This is a genomic window from Maricaulis sp. ABE4_448, assembly GCF_056160825.1.
This window is the reverse complement of sequence record NZ_JBSWXX010000004.1, coordinates 295,424-317,262: the sequence shown is the minus strand read 5'-3', so window position 1 is coordinate 317,262 and position 21,839 is coordinate 295,424. Positions and strand designations below refer to the sequence as shown.

Genomic DNA, 21,839 nt, shown 5'->3' with positions numbered 1-21,839 from the left:
CCCCGCGGCTGATGCGGGGCGGCCCGGAACGCGCATCGCCGCCGGAACGCAGACAAAAAGAAAGGGCGGCCGAAGCCGCCCTTTCCCAATTCTGTCGAGACAAGATTTGTCTTACGGGTTCGTCGGGTTGCCGTCGAAGCCCGTACCCGTCACGATCCCGTTCCGGGCGAGCACACGACGGATAACGTAGTCGGCATTGTTTGCGCCATCGACACCTGCCGCTTCGTCGCGACGAACACGCAGCTCAATATCGGCATTACCCTCACCAGCGCCGAGAGCGGCATTCAGATCGGAAGAACGCACAACTGCAGTCCACGTACCGTCTTGCGAAGCGCTGACAGAACTCGCGACACACTGCCAACCGGTATTCGCGATGGTCGTGTTGCTACGGCCGGCCTGCACTTCTACGCAAGCGCCCGTTGCCGACAGATCGGTCGGCATACCTGTGATGCGGAACACGCTATCGGTGCCACCGGAAGAACGAACACTCACCCACTCGAAGCTGTTGTTGGCGGGCGTGTCCACGTTCAGTCCATCATCCCACTCGATCACGGCAAGATCAGCGGCCGCCATATTGCCGACGCTGTAACCGGCGTTGGCAGTGACTTCGATCTCAACGGTCGGCGTTTGCTGCGGGATCGGGTCCGTATTGTCACCGGTGAAGGTGATGGCGCCCGCAGCATCGATGGCATCGAGCTCTGAACCCGTTACTGCGCAGGTAAAGCGATTGTTCGGCGCATCTTCAACACAGGCGGCTGCGACGCCCGTTACGGCAACCGAAGCAATACCATCCGTGCCCTGCGGGAAGTTCACCGCAAGAACTGCGCTTGCCACTGCATCACCAGCAGCGATTGCTTGAACACCGCCGCCGCCAATTGTAGTGCCATTGTCATCGATAAAGAAGCTATTGTCGAAACCAAAATCAACGCTACCGAGAGCGTTGGCCCCAGCAGTGATACCGGTTGCGGGCAGCGTGACAGTGGCACCCGCGACAGCAACGCGACCGGCAGCCGGATACGAATCGTCTTCGTCAACAAGCGTAATGGTCGGATCAGCATAATCCGTGAAGCCTGCGCAATCTGCCGTACAAGCATAAGAGACATCGACCGTGCCGTCGACGCCGGCAGTCGAACGCTGCAGGTCAAACTCGAAGATCCGCGTTTGAGCGCAGGTTTTGAAGTTTGTACCAGTCGCAGAGGTTTCGAAAGTCACCGACGAAGCACCAAGTCCACCGCCCAAGACAGCAGTGAAATCACAATTAACATCCCCAACACCTGAGACGTCGGTAGCGTCGATGGTTTCCAGGAATGTCAGATTGGTAAAGTCGAAAGTCACCCGCATCTGAGAACCGTTACCCAGACCGGCAAAATCACCCGTAGCGGCGGTCGTGTCGACCGTTACGGTGGCTTCCGCACCGATCGTACCCTCAAACTCAGAGGCATACGTTTCCACGAGTTCACCACCACCTGTAGCAGTCTGCGCTTGCGCTGCACCAGCAACGAGGGCGATCGCCGCCGCACCGGTGAGAAGTTGAGTCATTTTCATAGGGAAAACCCCCTCTTTCCTACATAAAGTCATGGCCATGACAGCAGCCACGACGTTTTTCAAACGATCCAGGTGACGGTTTCGTTAATGACGGGCTGCGATGAGCAGCCGGTGCCTCCCCCTCACCTTTCGCGCCAGAGAAACCCCGTGACGCTGCGGAGCAAGAAAGCCGATCAGCGGGCCATCTGTCAACCGGAAACAATCACGTCGCACCGCAACACTTCCAGCGCGACACGAAAGCCACACTGTGTCCGTCACCGGATTGTCACGGGGCTGAAAAAAAACGGAAAACCGGTCGTGTGTGCGGGCTCTTCCACTGGCAGAGCCCCCGGGCTGAATCCGCGTGCTTCATCAGGACGACACAACTTCAAATTCGGCGCGACAGGCCGGCGGGGTGACGGGGCGCTCCCAGATGCGCTCGCGCGGGCTGGTCATGCGGATACGGCCTTCGCTGCAGGCTCCGGACGGGTGAAGCCTCCAGGGCTGGACGAGCTCGGCCTGCCAGCCGCGCGGCAGGCCGGGCAGGCCGGCGAGCGGACCGGCGGCATGGCTTACAGGGGCTCCGGCGAGGCGGGCCGCCGTGCGCTGGTCGAGCATCCAGGCATTGAGTGCGGCAAAGGCCTCGCGCACCTGCTGGCGTTCATGCAGTGCGGCCATGGAGGGAATGGACATGGCCACTGCGAGGGCGAGAATCGCCAGGGCGATCATGACTTCCAGCAGGCTGTAGCCGCCCTGCCGGCCGGCAGGGCCGCGGGTGCGGCACCGTGTCACCCGACCGTGTCCTGGCCTTCAACAGCGGCGCCGGCGCGCGGATCGATATCGGCATTGAGGCCTTCGCCACCCGGTGCGCCATCGGCACCGAGGCTGAAAATGCGGCCGCGGCGGGACAGGTCCTCGCCGGCCTCATACTGATAGACCGCGCCCCAGGGGTCCTGCGGCAGGCCGCCATCCATATAGGGCCCGTTCCAGTTGGCCCCGGCATCGGCGCTGGGCGCAACGAGAAGGGTGAGCCCTTCTTCCTGGCTGGGATAGCGGCCCAGATCGAGGCGCATCGTGTCGAGCGCCGTCTCGATCATGCGGATCTGGGTGAGGGCTGCGGCCTGTCTGGAACTGTCGAGCTGACCGAACAGGCGCGGCGCAACAAGGGCTGCCAGGGTGGCGATGATGGCCACCGCGATGAGGACTTCCATCAGCGAATAGCCGGCTTCATGCTGAGCGCCGCGGCGGCGGAAACCCTTGCGAACCCGGTCGGCGAATCGTCTGGCCAAACGCATCATTGCACACACTCACATCCTGGCGGCCGCATCCTGGCGGCGTATCCTCGAGGCGGCGGAGCCCCGCCCAGAGTGCGGGGACTTGCATGCCGGCTACTTGTCAGTCACTTACCATACGGCCCGGCGGCATTCTAGGACGAGATGACACAGCGAGACGACAGGTGCGGGGGGTTCACCCTGCTGGAGACGCTGATAGCGCTGGTGATCGCATCGATCACGGCGCTGGTCCTCTTGCAGTCGATCGCCTCGGTTGCCCAGGGCAGTGCGCGGGTGAACCGGGCGCTTGCCAATGCGCTGGAGCGGGAGTTCTCGGTGTCGGCGGTGCGCGATGCGCTGGCGGCGGCGGCGCCGGATTATCTGGACAAGCCGGGCGTCTATACCGGCGACACGGCCCGCCTGGCCGGCCTGACCCGGCGGCCCGTACTGGGATCGCATGGCGTGCCCGCACCGTTTTCCATGACGCTCGCCCCTGCCGGCGGCGGCACGGTGCTGGCCTATCGCGAGGGCGATACTGCCTTCGAGGTGATGCGGTTCGAGGCGGCGGAGGCCGAGTTCCGCTATGCCTACCGGACGCTGACGGGGCTCTATGCCGGCGAGCCGCCGGAGACAATGGATGTGTGGCCGCCGGAAGCGGATTTCGATCCTTTCTACGATCATTTCCGCCCGCCGCCGGAACTGGTGATGGTGGTGGACAGCGAGGGCACACTGTTGTGGGCGGTTGCATCGGCGGGCTGGCACACACCGCCGATGCGCGGCAGCGATGTGGAGGACATCCTGTGACCGGCCGGCGCACGCGCCGCCATGCCGGCGGGATACGGCGCGGCTATGTCTTCCCGCTGGCGCTGTGGACGATCGCCATCATCGCCGTGCTGCTGGGCGCGGCCTACACCGCGATGAGCGTGGCCAATGCCACGCTGGCACGGCTGCAGGACCGCGATGCAGCGCTGGACGATTTCGCCCTGGCGGAGCACACACTTGTCACGCTGCTGCTCACCGAGCCGATGGGGCTGAGCCAGCTGCGGGTCGGCGGCGTCATGAACCCCGACCCGGTCAGCGGCGGTTTCGGCGAGGGCGGCGAACCGGTGTCCACGACGGGCGATCCCTATCTGGTCGACGCGCCGGGCGGGCCGGTCGTGGTGCGCCTGGTCGGGGTGAACGGGCTGATCAGTTTCAATGATGACACCGGGCCGGCCGCCCGCGCACTGCTGCAGGCGCTGGGCATACCGCGCGCCGATGCCGAACGGCTGGCGGCGCGACTGGAGGATTTCATCGACGAGGACGATCAGCGGCGCCTGGGCGGCGCGGAAACGGCCGAATATCCCGAAGGCCGCACGCCGCGCAATGCACCTTTGTCCACCGCCGCCGATGCCTGCGGCGCGCTGGGCTGGTCCGAGGAAGTTGCCCTGTGCGCCGATCCGCGGCTGATGGATCTTTACGCCTTTGCCGGCGCGCCCGGCGTGATGAGCGGCCGGCTGGCGCCGGAATACCTGCTGCACCGGCTGCTGGACGACGAAACGGCCGTCGAGCGGGCCATGGACGCGCTGGAAAACCGCAACGCGCTGGTACGATTTTCCGATCTGGGCATTGAGGGACTGGACACGCTGGAAGACAATTCGGCCCTGCCCGGGCCCAGCTTCCTCATCATCACACACCGCCCCGAGGCGCGCTTTGTGCAGCTGACCCGGATCGACCTGACGCTGGCAAGCTTGTACAAACCCTATGATATTGCGTTTACGCATATCGTCGGGGGCTCGGAAATCGAAGGGGCGTTCCATGTCGAAGAGGTCGGCGAACTTGCCAGGCTTCCTCAGACCGATTGACCGTCGCGTGACAGCGGGCGGCGTTGCGCCGCGCCCGGCGTCCGCGCTTGTCCGCGCCGTGCTGTTCGGCGAACGCTTCGTCGTCAGCCGGGCCCTTTTGCACTTCGAACGGATCGAGCGCCCGGCCGGTCGTGCTGACGAGCGGGTCCGCCGGGCCGTCGAACTCGCAGCAAGAAACCGTGCGCCCTTCACCGATCCGGGCCTCTCGATCAGCTGGGGCCAGCGCCACGCCATTGCCTGGTCCTGGGATCGTACCCGGCTGGAGCGGCTGGGCGTTCCGGCGAATGCCTGGATCGTTCCGGAACCTGTCCTGGCCGCGCCCGCCGAACCGCCCGCCGACGATTTCAGGCTGCGCGAGCTGCAGGATGGTTATGAAGGCCAGGTCTTCCGGCGGGGCGAGTTGTTTGCCAGCCGCTTCTGGGAGCGCCGCCCCTCGCAGACCGATCTCGACCTGTTCGTGCGCAGTTGCGGCCTTCACGGACAGGACGAGGAAACGGCAAGGCCGGCCTCGGCCATCGAGACGGCCGAAGGACGCGTGCGCGATCACTTGTCCCGCGTCACGCCGCTTCATGCGGCTCTGGCCGCCCTGCTTCTGGTCGGCACCCCCCTGCTCTACCAGGCGGGCAACCAGATCCGGATCAATCTGGAACTGCAGTCGGCACGCTACCAGCTGTCCACCGTAGTGCAGGAAAGCTCGGCCCAGTTCGATGCGCTGCAGCGCTACCAGGCCAACAGCGCCCGGCTGGACAGCTATCGCACCGCGCTTGACCTCGCGCACCCGCTCGCACCGGCCACGGAGCTGGCGGAAACCGCACAGGCGATCGACGGCCAGCTGAACCGGTTCCGCATCGTGCCGGGGCGGATCGAGGCCGTTCTGGGCACGCGCACCGAGACCGATCCGGCCGAGATTGTCCGCGCGCTCGAGGCAACCCCCTCGCTCGCGAATGTCGAGATCCGCCGCGCCCGCGCCCAGGGGGACTGGGAAATCGAGGCGGACCTGGTTGCCGCCGGAACGCCGCAGGAGCCGGAATCATGACCGTATCCGAGACCTTGCGCACGCGCCTCGGCAACGTCCTCACGCCTCGGGCCCAGCTGGGACTGATCGTCCTAGTGACCCTGCTCGGCGTGGTCGCGGCAATGGACCTGGCCAGCCGGAACGCCCTGCTGGAACAACAATTGGTGACAGTTCGCACCGAGCTTGCCGGTCGCGAAACCGCTATCCAACAGCGTGACTGGAACAGCGTCCTGGCCAGCTCTCAGGCCGAGGTCGAGTCCGTCGAATCGCGCTTCTGGCGCGGCTCCACGACCGGGCTGGTCAGCGCGCAGATACTGGGCGCCGTCGAAGCCGCTGCGCGCACATCACAGCTGACCAATCCGCGGGTCTCCGTCTTGCGGAGCGATGCGCTGGCCGGACAGGCCGTCCTTTTCGAGGTCGAGCTAACCGCACGGAGCAATGGCGGCGGGTTTGCCACATTCCTGGAGGCGCTGACCCAGGCCGACGGCGAACTGCGGCCGGGCGAACTGGAATGGGAGGGCCGCAACCGCCCGGTAACGATCCGGCTCGTCGCTCCGGCCATCATCGAGGACAGTGCGGCATGATGTCCTTGATGCAGCTCAGGTTTGCGGCCGCAGGAGCGGCCTGCGCGGTTGCCGCGATTGCCGGCATTGCCCTGCCGCCACCGGCCCCGTCCGCCCCGCCGAACAGCCAGGCCCGCGACCTTGCCGCGTTGACCGGTCCCAGCCGGGCCGATGTCGAAGCGCTGGTCGCCCGGCTTGGCGCAACAGACTTTTTCCCGGCAGCGCGAACAGTCGCCGCTCTGCGGGATGCAGAGAACGGCGCATCTTCCGGCGGTGAATCATCCGGAGATGGCGCCGATACGATGACGCCGCACAGCCCACCGATCCGCGCGCTCGTGCGCCGCGAAGCCGAATGGCGCCTTTATACAGCCGACGAGGAGAACCTCACCGACGTTTTCGTGCCCGGGGAGGAACTGTTTGACGGCTGGGTTATCGTCGAGATAAGCCCGAGGACACTGCGCCTGGAGCGCGACGGGGACTACCAGACCATCGATGTCTTTCTTTCGAATGATGCGGAGCCGCTATGAATCGCTTTAGGCAACTCACTCTCGGCTCCCTCAGCCTGGCAGCACTGACCGGCTGCGCCGCCACGACTTTCAGCCCGTCATCCCAACTGGCTCCCGTCATCGAGACGCGCCGGGACCAGCTTGCCGAGCGCCCGCAATCAGGCCCAGCCGACATCGACGGCGGCGAAACCACAGCGCCGCAGCAGGAGGATCTGGTCTCGGGGCAGCGCCGCGTCCCCGGCCCGCGCGGCTCTTCAAGCTCGGGCGAAGCCTTGAGCGCAGCACTTTCGCCTTCAGGGCCAGCAATCAATGCAACCCTGCCCGCCCAGCCCCTCGCCGGCTTCATCGATACTGCGCTGGGCGAAATCCTCGGCATCCCGTACGCTCTCGGGCCGGGGGTCGCCGACCGCGACGATATTGTTTCGCTCCGCAGCGTGCAGGACATGTCGCCAACGGCCTTCCTCGGCCTGTTCGAAGCCGCGATCTCCGAGTACGGCCTGGCAATCGAAGTGCAGGACGAGATGGCGATCGTTGTCGAACGCAGCGATCTGCGCAGCAACATGCCACAGATCATCAGGGCCCGCGCCCGCGCAAACGTGTCGGCTTCACTGCGGCCGGTCATACAGTTTGTGGAATTTGAGTTCTCGGACGCCGCAGAGATGGAGGCCATCCTGCGTCAGGCCTTTCCGGACCAGCAGGAATTGTCGATCCAGGTGCGTCGCGACATCAACTCGATGACGCTGACCGGGCTTTCCGACGTGGTCGACAGTGCGCTCGGTCTGATCCACGAACTCGATCGCGCCCGTTTCTCGGGCGCCGCAGCGGTCACCCTGTCCCCACGCAACTGGGACGCTGCAGAGCTCGCCCAGACCCTCGTCGATATCCTGTCGCTCGAAGGATATCAGGTCGGCCTCGGGACACGGCAGGCCCGTCCGCTGTCAATGCTCGCGCTCGAGCAGACGAACCAGATCCTGATTATGGCCCACAATGAGGACACGCTGGCCCATCTCATCCGGACCGCGCGCCGGCTTGAAGATGCCGCCGAGCGCGAGGACAATACGCGATCCTACGTCTACCAGGTTCGCAATACCGATGCGGAAGAGCTTGCCACCATTGTCCGGACCGTGCTTGGCGAAGCCTCCCGGCAAACAACGGGGCCGGAGACTGAAGCGGGCAGCGCCGCCGGCTCATCCAGCTCACTCAACTCGAGGCTCGCAGTCGACACGTTTGGCAACCGCCTGATATTCACAGGCGCACGCGACGAGTATGACAACCTCGCCCGTCTGCTCGAGCAACTCGACACACCGGTGGCCGAAGTGCTGGTGGAGGTCACCATCGCTGAGGTCGTGTTTTCCGATACCACGCGGTTCGGGTTGGAATTCTTCCTCGACACCATGGGCGGCGATGTCCAGCTCGGCACACAGGACGGGCTCGGTCTTTCAAGCGGCGGGCTTTCAGCTGTCGTGAGGTCCGGGCAGGTAGACATCGAAGCTGCTGCAAGCGCAACAAACTCGCGGATCAACATTCTTTCTGTCCCGCGTATCGTGGCCCGGTCCGGAGAGTCTGCCGAAGTGCAAGTCGGTACCGACGTACCGATCATCACGTCCCAGCGCGCCGCCAACACCCAGGACTCGGGTTCAACCGACATTCTGCAATCGATCCAGTATCGCTCCACCGGTGTCCTGCTGACCGTGGAACCGAGGGTCTTCAGCAATGACCGGATCGACCTGGCCATCACCCAGGAAGTCAGTTCTGCTGATGAAAACCCCAACCAGGCGATCGGCAGCCCGATCATTTCAAATAGGCGAATGACGTCGGCGATCACGCTTCAGGACGGCCAGACTGCGGTTCTCGGCGGCTTGATCAGCGAGAACATCAACCGAGGCTCCTCCGGGGTTCCCCTGGTGCAGGACATCCCGCTGCTCGGCAATCTCTTCAAGACCGAAACATTCAACAACGACCAGCGTGTACTACTCGTCCTGGTGACGCCGTTCATTCTCAATGACCGGACCGATCGCCAACGAATTGTCGAAGCCTTCAGAGGCGAGATAAACGAGGCGTTTGTTTCGCGGATTGGTGCCGGCGAGACGTTCCTGGAGCTTGAACGCCCCATGCAGGTCCCCGGCACCGGCGATTGATGCCCCAACTGCCGGAGAGCGTATTCGGCTGCCTCGGAATCGCGGGTCTCACCGTGGCGGTTGCCGTGATCATGTCACCGGCAGCAGCATTGCACCGCCACTCCCGGCGACGCCGTGTTTTCCTGACAACCATAGTGATAGCCGCATCCTTTGCGGCTCTCTTTTGCCTTCATGCGCCCAGGCAATCCTGGATCCCCGCGCTTTTCGCAGCAACATGCGGCTGTGCCGCAGCCAGCGCCGCCCTTGATATCCTCATCGGCCGCATTCGCGACATATGCTCTCTTCTCATTGCCCTATCTGGATCCGCCAGCGCATACCTGTCCGCGACATGGCCCATGCCAGTGCTGGCAGCGTCAATGTCGATCGCCGTCCTGCTACTTGCACGGCAGCTGACTTCGAACCGCACGCGCGGGGCAAGTATTGGTTGGGGCGATATTCTCTTCGCCGGCGCGTGCGGGACATGGATCGCGCCCGGCACGGTCCCATTTGCTCTTCTCGCTGCCGTAGCAGCAACGGGTGGCATCGCACTTGCCACCTCACACGCAGCCAGGCGCAGAATGCCGTTTGCCCCGGGGATTGCGGCCGGATATGGTGCCGTGCTTCTGCTTCAGAACTTCGTGACGTTACTTGAATGAATAAAGGTACGCAGGGCCTGCGGCGCGCCTTCAGTGTCATCGAGTCACTCGCAGCTGTTGCGCTCCTCGCAATTGCACTTGCTCCGCTGTACTCGATGCTGGAGCAAACCGTGAATGCGGCTGTCCGGATTCAACGATACATCGAAGCCCGCGAGGTTTTGGGCACAGTATCCGACCTGGCTCAGGCCGGACACGAGGTTCCGCAAGAAATCGACGGATGGACTGTTGTGATGGCGGACACGGAGACCACTCCTCCAGCTGCACTCGACGGTTATCTTGGCGGTCAGTACTTCATGATCGGCCGCTCAACGACAATCGCAACGGTCCGGAGAAGCGGCTTCTCAACATCGCGAACGCTTCACCTCCTGGACATCACGCCTGTCTACGCGACGGAAGAGGAAGCCATATTCAGTAACATGTAGCTATTTGAATATTTCGTACTTCGAGAAATCGACGCCCTTGTCGGAAATCGTATCAAAGCTGATTCCCATAATATCTTTCCTGACAAAAATTATGTCCACCTGCCACAAGGCGCCGTCGTAATAGCAAGGCTCGACTATATCGAAAATCAGGAAGCCCATTCCGAACATCAGCTCCAGAATTCCGTTAATATTGGCGTTTGTGGACTCAATAATCACGACAGAGCATTTGCAGATGAATTCGCCGCCACCCTGCAGGACCGCTTCCTCGTGACCGTCGGTATCAATCTTCAACAAGCACTCTTCAAAAGGCCCTGCCTGAGCGTTGAATGTGTTCAGGGATATTAGCTCCACGGATCGGACATCTTCGCCTGTTGCGCGCTCTACATGAGCGCTGGATGCCAGCGCCCCCGCCTCGCCGCGTATCCGGAGGCTACAATGACCATCCCGGTCCCCGACCGCCTTCTGGACGAGCGTGTAGTCCACATTCCGATAGACTTTTTCAATCTGGGATGCGCATTCGGCGACGGGTTCGAACAGGATATGTGGCAGATCGGAAAACACATCCACGAGCTCAGGGGTGCCGTGGAGCACACCTACATCCACGATACTCGTAATGCGAACCCCCCTGTCTCGCAGTATCTGGAGAGCTTCCAACTTCCGGGGCGTTCTCGAAGCGCCGCGCCGCATCGAACGGATACGCTGCATCAGTCTGCGCGGACCGAGAAAGAGCTCATTGACATCGAATCGCACCGTCGCACCCCTCTTGGAACCACGGCACCGCGCAGTTCTCCAGTTCTCACTCAGGCTCGCGCCGTCGCACCGACCAAGCGGTTTCCGTCCTGCTCATAGGCCTTCAGGACTTCCTCGATAGGGCCATCAAGCTTCAGCTGCCCGTCATCGAGCCAGAGGCCCCGCGTGCAGTTCTCCTGCAGCAAACTGACGCTGTGGGATGCAAGGATCAGAATACCGGCTTGCCCGACAAACTCGACCATTCGCCTGGCTGCAGCTTTGCGGAACTTGGCATCGCCCGCAGACAACCACTCATCGAGGATCAGGACCTCGGGCTCGAAAGCCGTGGCGATGGCAAAGTTGAGACGCATGCGCATACCGGCCGAGTACGTCGAAACAGGAAGGTCAATAAACTCGCCCAGACCAGCAAATGCCGCGATCTCGGCGCGACGCGCTTCGATCTCCGACCGCGTTCGACCGGAAGCAAGGCCGCGCAACGTGATATTCTTGTTTCCAGTCGCCTCGCTGCTCATGCCCAGATTGATGTTCACAAGACTGGTAGTGCGCCCTTCGACCTGAACCCGCCCTTGCTCCGGCGAATAGATTCCCGCCAGCACCTGCAGCAGCGTTGTCTTTCCGGAACCATTGGCCCCCACGAGACCAATCCGCTCGCCCTCCTCAACCCGGAACGATACGCCGTCGAGTGCCCGCACTCCCTTGACATAGCCGCGACGGTCCCGGACGAGGCGCTGACGAGCGCCGCCGAAATCTTCCCCCGCATCCAGTGGAGCTGTTTGCGTATCGAGTGAGCTCTTCGCCCTGTTGAACAGGGGATAGGTAACAACAAGATCTTCGACAACGATCCGAGACATTTGTCGCCCCTAGAGCCAGTAAGGGAGTCGACGGCGAAAGGCTGCGGCGACAACTGCCACCATACCCCACACCATGATCGTCAGTATCACCACAACAAGCCAGCTTGTTGAGCGCGGCATTTCACCGAGAAGCGGCGCCCGGAATATCTCGACGTAGTGCGTAAGGGGATTGAGATCAGCGGCAAACGCCCGCGCGCCCTGCAACCCCTCGCGGACCCACAGAATAGGCGTCACAAAGATCATCAGCCGCATGACTGACGTCACCAGATGGCCAATATCCTGGAAACGGGTAGCAACCAGTCCAAGCAAGTACTGAACAGCCACGGCATTGATCAGATAAACCAGAACAGCAGGCACAACCAGGAGCATTTCTATGCCGGGGCGAACTCCCGCCCACAGGATGATTGGAACGACAACAATCATCTGAAGGAAAAAAGTCAGCAATGACCGAAAAAGACTACGATATACATGCACCGAGTAAGGCAAAGACATCGCCTTGATCCAGACACTGGACGACGTAAAGACTTGGCATCCGTCTACGAAATTTCCGGTTATGAATATGAATGCGGCGTATCCTATGGCGACATAGGCTACAAAGCTCTCGACGCCTCTTCCGGAGAAACCCGCGAAGAAGAGCGATACGCCAGCTACAAACATGAGGAAAGACAGTACGATCCACGAGATACCGAGCGCGCTTCTACGATATCGATGCTGGATTTCGTCCCAGGCAAAAGCGCGCCAAAGCTCCACCATGGAAAGCCCGACCCAGAGATCGGACAAAAAACCCGTCACACCACGCGAGGCATGCGGATCATAAATCTTGGTTGCTGGGTTCATGGTGGCAGGTACGGGTCAGAAGCTCGCGATCACTCGTCTTCTCCCGGGGGTAAATGACCCGTCGCATAGTGTCCATCCCGATATACGGCCGTTCGTGGTTTGCGCCCATGGATACGTAGCCGGCGGCGGTAGTTCAAAACGGCTTCCCGCCCCCGGATCGAGGCCGTTCCGGCCTACTCAACCGTCACCGATTTTGCCAGGTTGCGCGGCTGGTCCACATCAGTCCCCTTGAGCGCCGCAACGTGGTAGGCAAGCAGCTGGATGGGAATTGCTGCAACGATCGGCCTTATGACCTCCGGACAATCCGGTATGGTGATCACCTGCGAGACGGTTTTTCCAGCCTCCGCCGCACCCCGGCTGTCAGTGATCAAGATTACCTCGGCGCCCCGCGCCGCGACTTCATGAACACTCGAAAGCGTCTTTTCAAACAGCTGGTCATGAGGGGCAACAACGACGACAGGTGTTCCCTCCTCGATCAGCGCGATCGGACCGTGCTTGAGTTCGCCGGCTGCATATCCTTCAGCATGGATATAGCTGATTTCCTTCAGCTTCAGCGCGCCCTCCATCGCAAGGGGATGGAAGAGGCCACGCCCGAGATAGAGCACATCCCGCGCAGAGGTCAGATCGTGCGCCATCCGCTCGATCTGCGCTTCGGCCGACAGCGCGGCATTTACCAGGCGGGGTGTCTCGAGGATCGCTTTCGCGAACGCCGTCTCGTCCGCCTCTGACAGCACGCCTCGCGCGCGACCGGCCTCGATCGCCAGGCAGAGCAAAGCTGACAACTGGGCGGTGAACGCCTTCGTCGATGCGACTCCGATTTCAGGGCCCGCATCGATCATCGCGACCGTGTCGGCCTCCCGGGCGATCGACGACTCCGCAACGTTCACAACGGCGAGTGCCTTGGCTCCCGCAGCCTTGCAATACCGAAGAGCGGCAAGCGTATCGGCGGTTTCACCCGATTGGGAAACAAAAAGCGCCGCATCGCCCTCGCCGATCACCGGATCCCGGTAGCGGAACTCCGATGCCACGTCGGTCTCGACCCCCAGACGGGCAAGTTTTTCGAACCAGAACTTGGCGACGCACGCAGCGTAGTAGGCAGTGCCGCATGCCGTTGCGGTAAGCCGGCCGACCCGGCCCCATTCCAGTCGGTTTTCGTCACGAAGCCGGCCGGAGCCGGCATCCAGATAGCGGGAAACCGTTCGAGCAATCGCGTCGGGCTGTTCGTAGATCTCCTTCACCATGAAATGCCGGTGATTGCCCTTGTCGGCGAAGCCGGCGACGGATTGGGACACTGTCACCGGACGCACGATTTCGGCTCCGTCCTTGTCGAATATCCGGGTGCCGTCGGCGTGGACCGACGCAAAGTCGCCATCGTCGAGATAGATGACCCGATTGGTCCAGCCGGCAACGGCTAGAGAATCCGAACCGACATAGTTCTCGCCCTGCCCCAACCCGATCACGAGAGGACTCCCGGCTCGAGCGACCCATATGGCGTCCGTTTCACGCGCGTCGATCGCAGCAAGCGCATAGGCACCGCGCAGACGGTCGATCGTCGCCCGGAACGCATCGCCCATGCTCAGCCCCGACTTGATATGTGAAGCAATAAGGTGGGCGATCACCTCGGAATCGGTCTGGCTTTCGAACAAAAAGCCTTGGGCGATCAGGTCGTCCCGGAGTTCCTGGTGATTTTCGATGATTCCGTTGTGCACGATCGCAACGGGACCCGACGCATGAGGATGCGCATTTTCTTCGGTCGGTGCACCATGGGTCGCCCAGCGGGTGTGCCCGATGCCGAGCCCGCCGTCCAGCGGCGCGGCCGCTATCCGCGCGTCGAGCTCCGAAATCTTGCCTTGTGACCGGCGGCGTTCCAGCTTGCCGGCATCATTCAGTACGGCAATACCGGCAGAGTCATACCCGCGATACTCCAGCCGCCTCAACCCTTCGACCAAGCGATGAGTGACCCGGCCAGAGCCGATAATTCCCACGATGCCGCACATACCTGGCTCCTGAACCGTTTCGGGATGCTTTGTTACGCCCAGGCTTACCAGATCGGCACGACTGCGCGCCCGCCGTAGATACACTCTTGCAGTAAACAAGTACTGCAAAGCATTTCACAGTCAGCGAGCCCCGTTCAGGCCGGTTGACCAGACTGATCCGCCAGCGTGTATGGCTCTAGAGCGTCTGGTCGAAAGCGCCGACTTCCGGGAATTGCGCCAGCACACTCTCGATCCCGGTAAAGATCGCCGCCACATCCTCTTTGGAGTTCGGGCTTTCGATCACCACCACCAGGTTCGGCGTGTTCGACGAAGCGCGCACCAGGCCCCAGGCACCGTCGGTGAGCGAGAAGCGCACGCCATTGACCGTATTGATGTCGGCGATCGCCCGCCCGGCCACCTGTTCACCCGCGGCCTTCTTGTCCTCAAAAACCTTCACGATGCGCGCGACGACATCGTATTTCTTCTCGTCATCGCAGGCCGGTGACATGGTCGGCGAGCCATAACTGACCGGCAGCGCCCGGCGCAGATCCGCCATCGACTTGTCCGGATTGCGGTCGAGCATCTGCAACACGGCGCGGGCGGCGACGAGACCGTCATCATAGCCGCGGCCGATCGGCGGCTGCAGGAAGAAGTGACCCGATTTCTCGAACCCGGCCAGGGCGCCCAGCTCCTTGGAGCGGCGCTTGATGTAGGAGTGGCCAGTCTTGAAATAGTCGGTCTTGCAACCGTGCTCCTTGAGCACCGGATCGATGGTGAACAGGCCGGTGGATTTCACATCGACCACGAAGGTCGATCCCGGGTGCAGCGGCGCGAGATCGCGCGCCAGCATCAGGCCGATCTTGTCGGCGAAGATCTCCTCGCCCTCATTGTCGATCACGCCGCAGCGATCGCCATCGCCGTCAAAGCCCAGCCCTACATCGGCGCCATGCTCCAGCACTGCATCGCGCATGGCGTGCAGCATTTTCATGTCTTCCGGATTGGGATTGTAGCGCGGGAAGGTGTGATCGAGTTCGCAATCCATCTCGATCACTTCGGCGCCCATGGCCCGCAGGGCCTGCGGCGCGAAGGCGCCGGCCGTGCCATTGCCGCAGGCGGCCACGACCTTCAGCTTGCGCGTCAGCGACACACCGTCCGCGACATCGGCAAGATAGCGTTCGGCCACGCCGGCCTGGCGCACATAGCCGCCGCCGGACCGGGTCTGGCCCTGCCCCGCGAGCACGATTTCCTTCAACCGGCTCATCTCGTCCGGCCCGAAGGTCAGCGGACGCTGGGCACCCATCTTCACACCGGTCCAGCCATTGGAATTATGGCTCGCCGTGACCATCGCAACACACGGAATGTCCAGATCGAACTGCGCGTAATAGGCCACCGGCGACAGCGCCAGGCCAATATCGTGCACCTCGACCCCGGCCGCCATCAGGCCGACTTCCAGCGCCTGCTTCACGCTCAGCGAATAGGAGCGGAAATCATGGCCGACAACGATTTTCGGCTCGACACCGAGCTCGTGGATCAGCGTGCCAAGACCCAGCCCCAGCGCCTGGACGCCATAGAGGTTGAGATCCGGCGCCTGGTCGGAACCGGCATGGCCGAACCACCAGCGCGCATCATACTCGCGAAAGCCCGTCGGCTTGATCAGGGCTTCATTTTCGAAAGCCCAGCTATTGGGTGTCAGCGCGGCGTGCGGCTTGGCGGTCATGATATCTCCCCGGAACAGGTTAAGCGGCTAGCCGTGCGGCCGGCCCACGCTGGTGTATTCGAAGCCGGCATTGGCGGCTTCGCCGTGGGTGTAGATATTGCGCAGATCGATCAGAACCGGCGCCTTCATCGTCGCTTTCAGCCGCGGCAGATCCAGAGCGCGGAACTCGTTCCACTCGGTGATAATCACAAGCGCATCGGCACCTTCGGCGCAGAAATAGGGGCCGGAGACGAATTCCACATCGGACAGGAGCTTTTCCGCCTCGACCGTGCCGGCCGGATCGAAGGCGCGGATCGTGGCACCAGCCTTCTGCAGGGCCGGGATGATCTCCAGGCTCGGCGCCTCGCGCATATCGTCTGTGTTCGGCTTGAAGGTCACGCCCAATACGGCGATTGTCTTGCCCTTCACATCGCCGCCGCAGGCTGCGACCACCTTGTCGGCCATCGCCCGCTTGCGCGCATCATTGACCTCGACCACCGTCTCGATCAGGCGCAGCGGCGAACCGGCATCCTGGGCCGTGCGCGTCAGGGCCAGCGTATCTTTCGGGAAACAGGACCCGCCATAGCCGGGACCGGCATGCAGGAACTTGCCGCCGATCCGGTTGTCCAGCCCCACACCCTTGGCGACTTCCTGCACATTGGCGCCCACATGCTCGCACAGATCGGCGATCTCGTTGATGAAGGTGATCTTCATCGCCAGGAAGGCGTTGGCGGCGTACTTGATCAGTTCCGATGTCCGCCGTGCGGTAAAGACAATCGGCGTCTCATTCAGGAAAAGCGGACGGTAGAGATCGCGCATCAGGGTGCGGGCGCGATCGTCATTGGTACCGACGACAACGCGGTCAGGCCGCTTGAAATCGTCGATCGCCGCGCCTTCGCGCAGAAATTCCGGATTGGAAACGACGGCGAAATCGGCATCCGGACGGGTTTCACGGATGATCCGCTCGACCTCATCACCCGTGCCTACCGGCACTGTCGACTTGGTAACCACGACCGTATAACCGTCCATAACCTCGGCCACTTCCTTGGCGGCGGCATAGACGTAGGACAAGTCGGCATATCCGTCGCCGCGGCGCGACGGTGTGCCCACGGCGATGAAAACCGCATCGGCTGTGCGCACGGCATCCGAAATATCCCGGGTGAAACTCAGGCGACCTTCGCGCACATTGCGCTCAACCAGAAGATCAAGACCCGGTTCATAAATCGGGATCCCGCCGGAATTGAGCATCTCGACCTTGGACGCATCCTTGTCGACACACACGACCTCATGTCCAAAGTCGGCGAAACAGGCCCCCGACACCAGTCCGACATAGCCCGTTCCGATCATCGCCACGCGCATGCGCCACTCCTATTCTCGCTGGCCCCGGTATCGCCGAGCCTATGCGGCGGCGCAAGGCCCAAGGCGGATTAGGTACAGCATTTTCTGCGTGTCAGCCCACCACGTCTTCAATGGCAGTCCGGATGTCGCCAACAACCTGCTGGATCTTCGCTTCATCGCCCTCGGCCATGACCCGGATCACCGGCTCGGTACCAGAGGCGCGCACCAGGACACGACCATCCTTGCCGAGGCGCTTCTCGCCCGCCTCGATCGCCTTTTTGACCGCCTCTGTTCCCAACGGATCGACGCCCTTCTTGACCCGGACATTCTCGAGCAATTGCGGCGCAGGGTCGAACACTTTGAGGAGGTCACTCGCGCGCTTCTTGCTCTCGTTCACGACGCGCAGAACCTGCAGCGCCGCTATCAGACCGTCGCCGGTCGGGGCGTGATCGGGCATCACGATATGGCCTGACGCCTCGCCACCCAGATTGATCCCGCTTTCCTTCATGCGCTCGGTGACATAGCGGTCACCGACCTTGGTGCGCTCCAGCGAAAGTCCGATTCCGGACAGATATTGCTCCAGACCCAGATTGGACATGACGGTGGCGACGATCGCGTCCTGGCTCAGCTCTCCCTGCTCTTTCCAGTGACGCGCCAGGAGGCCGAGGATCTGGTCACCGTCGATCACACGGCCCTTTTCGTCACACAGGATCAGCCGGTCGCCATCGCCATCCAGTGCGATACCCAGATCGGCGCGGTATTTCACGACTTCCTTGGACAGGCGCGCCGGAGCGGTGGAACCGCATTCCTCGTTTACATTGAAGCCGTTCGGCTCGACACCGATCGGAATGATGTCGGCACCCAGCTCCCACAAGACGTCCGGCGCCACCTTGTAGGCGGCCCCATTGGCACAATCGAGTACCAGGCGAAGACCCGACAGGCGCTGCGCGCGCGGGAAGGTCGATTTGACGATTTCGATATAGCGCGCCTGAGCATCGTCGATCCGCTTGGCCCGGCCCAGATCCGCCGGCTTGGCCAGATCGTCGGTCAGGCTCCCGTCCATGCGCTTTTCGATCTTCAGCTCGGCCTTGTCGTCGAGCTTGTTGCCGTCCGGGCCGAACAGTTTGATGCCGTTATCATGATAGGGGTTGTGGGATGCCGTGATCATCACGCCGAGATCGGCCCGCAGCGAGCGGGTCATCAGGGCGACAGCCGGCGTCGGCAGCGGGCCGAACTGGAAGACATCCATGCCGACCGAGGTGAAGCCGGCGACCAGCGCCGACTCGATCATGTAACCGGACAGGCGGGTATCCTTGCCGATCACCACCGAATGGCGACCGGAGTGGCGCACGAAATGCTTGCCGGCTGCCATGCCCAGGCGCAGGGCCGTTTCCGCCGTCATCGGGAATGTGTTCGTCAGCCCGCGAACGCCGTCCGTGCCGAAATACTTCTTGCCCATGTGGCCGCCCTCATCTTTTCCCGGCCTCCTATATAGAAGCTTCTGCCTTACGCGAAGTGAATCGGTGCGCTGGACGCTCGTACTGCTATGGGCTAGGCGTTGGAACTCGCTCAGGGTTCTGACAGCGTTCGGGGGAAGACATGTCGCCAATTCGTAAAGCCGTTCTGCCCGTGGCCGGGCTGGGAACGCGGGTCCTGCCGGCGACCAAATCGATCCCGAAGGAAATGCTGCCCGTCTTCGACCGGCCGGCGATCCAGTATGTCGTCGACGAAGCGCGCGCCGCCGGGATTGAGCATTTCGTCTTCGTTACGGGCCGGAACAAATCGGCGATCGAGGATTATTTCGACAGCGCCTATGAGCTCGAGGACACGCTGCGCGAAAAGAACAAAACCACCATCCTCAAAGAACTTGAACGCATCCGGCCTGCGCCGGGGTCGATGAGCTTCGTGCGCCAGCAGGCCCCGCTGGGACTGGGCCACGCCATCGCCTGTGCCCGCGACATTATCGGCCGGGAACCGTTTGCAATCCTGTTGCCCGACATGCTGGTGAAGTCCGCCAAGAGTTGCCTCGCGCAGATGGTCGAGGCCTATGACAAGGTCGGCGGCAATGTGATCGCCGTAGAGCCTTGCGAAGACCCGTCCGCCTATGGCGTCATTGATCCGGTCGACCGGTCAGGCCCTCTGATGAAGATGAAGGGCATGGTCGAGAAGCCGCCACGCGAGAGCGCGCCGTCGAATCTCTTCATCACTGGCCGCTACATCCTGCAGCCGGAAATCTTCCCGCTACTGGAAGACCAGGGCGCCGGGGCCGGCGGCGAGATCCAGCTGACCGATGCCATGGTGCGCCTGATGGACAGCCAGGACTTCCACGCTCTGGAATATGACGGCTCGTCCTATGACTGCGGCAGCAAGCTGGGCTATTTCCGCGCTAACCTTGCTTACGCGACGGCCGATCCGGAGCATGGCGAAGCCGCCCGAGCAATGTTGAAGGATTTCAGCTAGAGCGTGATCACGCGACGGCTCGGGATTCTGGGGAGGCGCGCTTCCACAGGAAACGATCCTGCTCTGCCCCCGGCTCTCAGACCGTCCCCTCGCGCCAGTTCCGGTACCAGTCCGCAAAACGTGGCAGACCGTCTTCCAGACGCGTGGTCGCCGTGTAGCCATAGTCGGCTTCCAGCTTTGTGGTGTCGGCAAAGGTGCGGGTCACATCGCCGGGCTGCATGGGCAGCATGATCTTCTCTGCCGTCACCCCCAGCGCGCGCTCCAGCGTCTCGATCATGTCCATCAGCCGCACCGGCGACGAGCCACCGATATTGTAGATCGCATGACGACCACGCGCCGGGACGTCGTCCAGGATGCGGCAGAGCGGTTCGACAATATCGTCGATATAGGTGAAGTCCCGCTCCATATCGCCATTGTTGAAGACCTTGATCGGCCGGCCCGACAGCATGGCATCGGCGAACAGCCAGTAGGCCATGTCCGGCCGCCCCCAGGGCCCGTAGACCGTGAAGAAACGCAATCCGGTCGCCGGAATGTCGTAGAGCGAACAATAAGATGCACTCATCAGCTCGTCGGCGCGCTTGGTGGCCGCGTAGAGTGAGGCCGGCATCTCCGACGCATCGTCCTCGGCGAACGGCACCTCAGAGCGCTCGCCATAGACCGAGCTGGACGAGGCATAGACAAGGTGTTCGAGACCATCCCCCAGCGCCCGTGCAGCCTCGAGCACCGACAGGTGCCCAATCAAGTTGGACTGAGCGTAGGCAAAAGGATTGGTCAACGAATACCGAACGCCGGCCTGCGCCGCCAGGTGCAGAATACGGGAGGGTTTTGCGGACAGGATTTCCAAGCGAACCCTCTCATGATCCGCCAGATCAGCCGCAACGAATCGAAAACCGTCACACGCCTCCAGCTGTGCCAGGCGTGCCCGCTTCAGTCCCGGATCGTAATAGTCATTCAGGTTGTCGAGACCGACGACTTCCTTGCCGGCCCGCAGCAGTGCTTTTGATACGTGATAGCCAATAAAGCCTGCTGCCCCAGTGACAAATACGGTCAACTACGTCCTCCCTGAACCCTGCCCGGTGCTACATAGCGCAGTTTGCCGCCAATTGGCCCACCCACAACAGCAATCCCGGATCGGCGGACTTGGCAAGGCGAGCATAAATGCTCAGACATTGCAGCTGACGCTCGAACCTGCCGCCCGCCTAGAGTAGAAGGCCGACCATGGTGACCGACGGATCGGAACGGCTTGAGTCACGACGCAAACCCGGACATATGAGACCATGCCCAATGCCCAGCCAGCAATTCGAGAGCTGCCACTCTCCGGCGCACTTGAAGTGACTTTTCCGCGTTTCGAAGACGAGCGCGGATACTTTTCCGTCCCGTTCAACAAGCGCGACTTGCAGGACGCCGGTGTCAAAGCCGACTTCATTCAGGATAATCAGTCCCTGTCACGCCGGGCCGGCACGGTAAGAGGGCTCCACTTTCAGGCCCCGCCTTTTACACAGGCCAAATTGGTGCGGGTTCTCCAGGGTCGGATACTTGATGTCATGGTCGACGCGCGCAGAGGCTCGCCAACATTCGGTCAGCATTGCCGTCTCGAACTCGACGCTGAATCCTGCCGGGCTGTTTTTGTCCCGCGCGGCTTCCTGCACGGGTTTGCGACACTTCAGCCGGATACCATCGTCCTCTACAAGGTCGACAATGACTATGCCGCCGGACACGATGGTAGCGTGCGCTGGAATGATCCCGATCTTGGAATTGATTGGGGCCTGGACGCGCGTGATGCGATACTCTCGAACAAGGATATCGATGCGACGTCCTGGACATGTTTCGAGACCCCCTTCACCTACCAGGATTGACGTCCCTTGTCCTTCGGGAAGCCATGTCATGACACATCGGATTGCATGGGGAAAATACGCCGAAAGGGGTGCGATATCCGCCCCGCCCATCCGGCCCCGCCTTGGAGTTCTGGCCGCTAGAGCACCGGGCCGCCCATGGAAAACTCGGCCCCTTGAA

Annotated in this window: 20 protein-coding genes; 9 read left to right on the top strand and 11 right to left on the bottom strand. The window is 62.2% G+C overall.

Features of this window, described 5'->3' with window-relative positions; all coding sequences use genetic code 11:
* Positions 1–111: 111 nt before the first annotated feature.
* From ACXAJV_RS13000 to gspG, 3 genes are all read right to left on the bottom strand, one after another.
* Entirely contained in the window at positions 112–1,545 is a 1,434-nt protein-coding gene (locus ACXAJV_RS13000) for a hypothetical protein (RefSeq protein ID WP_475085854.1), read from the bottom strand.
* A gap of 351 nt (positions 1,546–1,896) precedes the next feature.
* A complete protein-coding gene (locus ACXAJV_RS12995) occupies positions 1,897–2,316 on the bottom strand; it encodes a prepilin-type N-terminal cleavage/methylation domain-containing protein (RefSeq protein WP_475085853.1) in 420 nt (139 codons plus the stop codon).
* Positions 2,313–2,822: a type II secretion system major pseudopilin GspG gene (gene gspG / locus ACXAJV_RS12990; protein WP_475085852.1), complete on the bottom strand. Its 510-nt coding sequence runs from the start codon at positions 2,820–2,822 to the stop codon at positions 2,313–2,315. The genes ACXAJV_RS12995 and gspG overlap by 4 nt, the downstream gene beginning before the upstream one ends.
* Positions 2,823–2,960: 138 nt before the next feature.
* On the opposite strand from gspG, the gene ACXAJV_RS12985 reads away from it, so the two are divergent.
* The 7 genes from ACXAJV_RS12985 to ACXAJV_RS12955 all read left to right on the top strand — a co-directional run bounded on the left by ACXAJV_RS12985 (position 2,961) and on the right by ACXAJV_RS12955 (position 9,918).
* Entirely contained in the window at positions 2,961–3,599 is a 639-nt protein-coding gene (locus tag ACXAJV_RS12985; RefSeq protein WP_475085851.1) for a PulJ/GspJ family protein, read from the top strand.
* Positions 3,596–4,639 (top strand): hypothetical protein, encoded by a 1,044-nt coding sequence (locus ACXAJV_RS12980; protein WP_475085850.1) that lies wholly within the window; start codon positions 3,596–3,598, stop codon positions 4,637–4,639. The genes ACXAJV_RS12985 and ACXAJV_RS12980 overlap by 4 nt, the downstream gene beginning before the upstream one ends.
* Complete coding sequence (locus ACXAJV_RS12975) at positions 4,593–5,675, top strand: hypothetical protein (RefSeq protein WP_475085849.1); 1,083 nt, start codon at positions 4,593–4,595, stop codon at positions 5,673–5,675. Before ACXAJV_RS12980 ends, ACXAJV_RS12975 begins: the two co-directional genes overlap by 47 nt.
* Entirely contained in the window at positions 5,672–6,238 is a 567-nt protein-coding gene (locus ACXAJV_RS12970; RefSeq protein ID WP_475085848.1) for a hypothetical protein, read from the top strand. The genes ACXAJV_RS12975 and ACXAJV_RS12970 overlap by 4 nt, the downstream gene beginning before the upstream one ends.
* Positions 6,235–6,744, top strand: a complete 510-nt coding sequence (locus ACXAJV_RS12965) for a hypothetical protein (protein ID WP_475085847.1) — start codon at positions 6,235–6,237, stop codon at positions 6,742–6,744. Before ACXAJV_RS12970 ends, ACXAJV_RS12965 begins: the two co-directional genes overlap by 4 nt.
* Complete coding sequence (locus ACXAJV_RS12960) at positions 6,741–8,861, top strand: secretin N-terminal domain-containing protein (protein ID WP_475085846.1); 2,121 nt, start codon at positions 6,741–6,743, stop codon at positions 8,859–8,861. Before ACXAJV_RS12965 ends, ACXAJV_RS12960 begins: the two co-directional genes overlap by 4 nt.
* Positions 8,862–9,492: 631 nt before the next feature.
* Complete coding sequence (locus ACXAJV_RS12955; RefSeq protein WP_475085845.1) at positions 9,493–9,918, top strand: hypothetical protein; 426 nt, start codon at positions 9,493–9,495, stop codon at positions 9,916–9,918.
* Here ACXAJV_RS12955 and ACXAJV_RS12950 read toward each other — a convergent pair whose 3' ends face one another.
* From ACXAJV_RS12950 to glmM, 7 genes are all read right to left on the bottom strand, one after another.
* Positions 9,919–10,668 carry an FkbM family methyltransferase gene (locus tag ACXAJV_RS12950; RefSeq protein ID WP_475085844.1) on the bottom strand — a complete coding sequence of 250 codons (750 nt, stop codon included), beginning with the start codon at positions 10,666–10,668 and terminating at the stop codon, positions 9,919–9,921.
* Between the two features lie 50 nt (positions 10,669–10,718).
* Positions 10,719–11,519, bottom strand: coding sequence for an ABC transporter ATP-binding protein (locus tag ACXAJV_RS12945; RefSeq protein ID WP_475085843.1), 801 nt, complete (start codon positions 11,517–11,519; stop codon positions 10,719–10,721).
* Between the two features lie 9 nt (positions 11,520–11,528).
* Positions 11,529–12,356, bottom strand: a complete 828-nt coding sequence (locus ACXAJV_RS12940; protein WP_475085842.1) for an ABC transporter permease — start codon at positions 12,354–12,356, stop codon at positions 11,529–11,531.
* A gap of 173 nt (positions 12,357–12,529) precedes the next feature.
* Positions 12,530–14,353 carry a glutamine--fructose-6-phosphate transaminase (isomerizing) gene (gene glmS / locus ACXAJV_RS12935; protein ID WP_475085841.1) on the bottom strand — a complete coding sequence of 608 codons (1,824 nt, stop codon included), beginning with the start codon at positions 14,351–14,353 and terminating at the stop codon, positions 12,530–12,532.
* Positions 14,354–14,528: 175 nt separating this feature from the next.
* Positions 14,529–16,049: a phosphomannomutase/phosphoglucomutase gene (locus tag ACXAJV_RS12930; protein WP_475085840.1), complete on the bottom strand. Its 1,521-nt coding sequence runs from the start codon at positions 16,047–16,049 to the stop codon at positions 14,529–14,531.
* A 27-nt stretch (positions 16,050–16,076) separates the two neighbouring features.
* Positions 16,077–17,387, bottom strand: coding sequence for a UDP-glucose dehydrogenase family protein (locus ACXAJV_RS12925; RefSeq protein WP_475085839.1), 1,311 nt, complete (start codon positions 17,385–17,387; stop codon positions 16,077–16,079).
* 91 nt (positions 17,388–17,478) lie between these two features.
* A complete protein-coding gene (gene glmM / locus ACXAJV_RS12920; protein ID WP_475085838.1) occupies positions 17,479–18,825 on the bottom strand; it encodes a phosphoglucosamine mutase in 1,347 nt (448 codons plus the stop codon).
* A 140-nt stretch (positions 18,826–18,965) separates the two neighbouring features.
* On the opposite strand from glmM, the gene galU reads away from it, so the two are divergent.
* The gene (gene galU / locus ACXAJV_RS12915) at positions 18,966–19,826 is read left to right on the top strand and encodes a UTP--glucose-1-phosphate uridylyltransferase GalU (RefSeq protein ID WP_475085837.1); all 861 of its coding nucleotides are present in this window, start codon (positions 18,966–18,968) and stop codon (positions 19,824–19,826) included.
* A 76-nt stretch (positions 19,827–19,902) separates the two neighbouring features.
* On the opposite strand, the gene ACXAJV_RS12910 is transcribed toward galU, so the two are convergent.
* Positions 19,903–20,877, bottom strand: a complete 975-nt coding sequence (locus ACXAJV_RS12910) for an NAD-dependent epimerase/dehydratase family protein (protein WP_475085836.1) — start codon at positions 20,875–20,877, stop codon at positions 19,903–19,905.
* Positions 20,878–21,103: 226 nt separating this feature from the next.
* Between ACXAJV_RS12910 and rfbC the strand changes: the two genes are divergently transcribed.
* The gene (gene rfbC, locus ACXAJV_RS12905; RefSeq protein WP_475085835.1) at positions 21,104–21,682 is read left to right on the top strand and encodes a dTDP-4-dehydrorhamnose 3,5-epimerase; all 579 of its coding nucleotides are present in this window, start codon (positions 21,104–21,106) and stop codon (positions 21,680–21,682) included.
* The last annotated feature ends 157 nt before the right edge of the window (positions 21,683–21,839 follow it).

Bases quoted from the DNA above. Each gene is read 5' to 3' on its own strand.
- ACXAJV_RS13000 (WP_475085854.1), bottom strand. From the start codon at position 1,545: ATGAAAATGACTCAACTTCTCACCGGTGCGGCGGCGATCGCCCTCGTT.
- gspG (WP_475085852.1), bottom strand. From the start codon at position 2,822: ATGATGCGTTTGGCCAGACGATTCGCCGACCGGGTTCGCAAGGGTTTC.
- ACXAJV_RS12985 (WP_475085851.1), top strand. From the start codon at position 2,961: ATGACACAGCGAGACGACAGGTGCGGGGGGTTCACCCTGCTGGAGACG.
- ACXAJV_RS12975 (WP_475085849.1), top strand. From the start codon at position 4,593: ATGTCGAAGAGGTCGGCGAACTTGCCAGGCTTCCTCAGACCGATTGAC.
- ACXAJV_RS12970 (WP_475085848.1), top strand. From the start codon at position 5,672: ATGACCGTATCCGAGACCTTGCGCACGCGCCTCGGCAACGTCCTCACG.
- ACXAJV_RS12965 (WP_475085847.1), top strand. From the start codon at position 6,235: ATGATGTCCTTGATGCAGCTCAGGTTTGCGGCCGCAGGAGCGGCCTGC.
- ACXAJV_RS12960 (WP_475085846.1), top strand. From the start codon at position 6,741: ATGAATCGCTTTAGGCAACTCACTCTCGGCTCCCTCAGCCTGGCAGCA.
- ACXAJV_RS12955 (WP_475085845.1), top strand. From the start codon at position 9,493: ATGAATAAAGGTACGCAGGGCCTGCGGCGCGCCTTCAGTGTCATCGAG.
- ACXAJV_RS12945 (WP_475085843.1), bottom strand. From the start codon at position 11,519: ATGTCTCGGATCGTTGTCGAAGATCTTGTTGTTACCTATCCCCTGTTC.
- ACXAJV_RS12940 (WP_475085842.1), bottom strand. From the start codon at position 12,356: ATGAACCCAGCAACCAAGATTTATGATCCGCATGCCTCGCGTGGTGTG.
- glmS (WP_475085841.1), bottom strand. From the start codon at position 14,353: ATGTGCGGCATCGTGGGAATTATCGGCTCTGGCCGGGTCACTCATCGC.
- ACXAJV_RS12930 (WP_475085840.1), bottom strand. From the start codon at position 16,049: ATGACCGCCAAGCCGCACGCCGCGCTGACACCCAATAGCTGGGCTTTC.
- ACXAJV_RS12925 (WP_475085839.1), bottom strand. From the start codon at position 17,387: ATGCGCGTGGCGATGATCGGAACGGGCTATGTCGGACTGGTGTCGGGG.
- glmM (WP_475085838.1), bottom strand. From the start codon at position 18,825: ATGGGCAAGAAGTATTTCGGCACGGACGGCGTTCGCGGGCTGACGAAC.
- galU (WP_475085837.1), top strand. From the start codon at position 18,966: ATGTCGCCAATTCGTAAAGCCGTTCTGCCCGTGGCCGGGCTGGGAACG.
- rfbC (WP_475085835.1), top strand. From the start codon at position 21,104: ATGCCCAATGCCCAGCCAGCAATTCGAGAGCTGCCACTCTCCGGCGCA.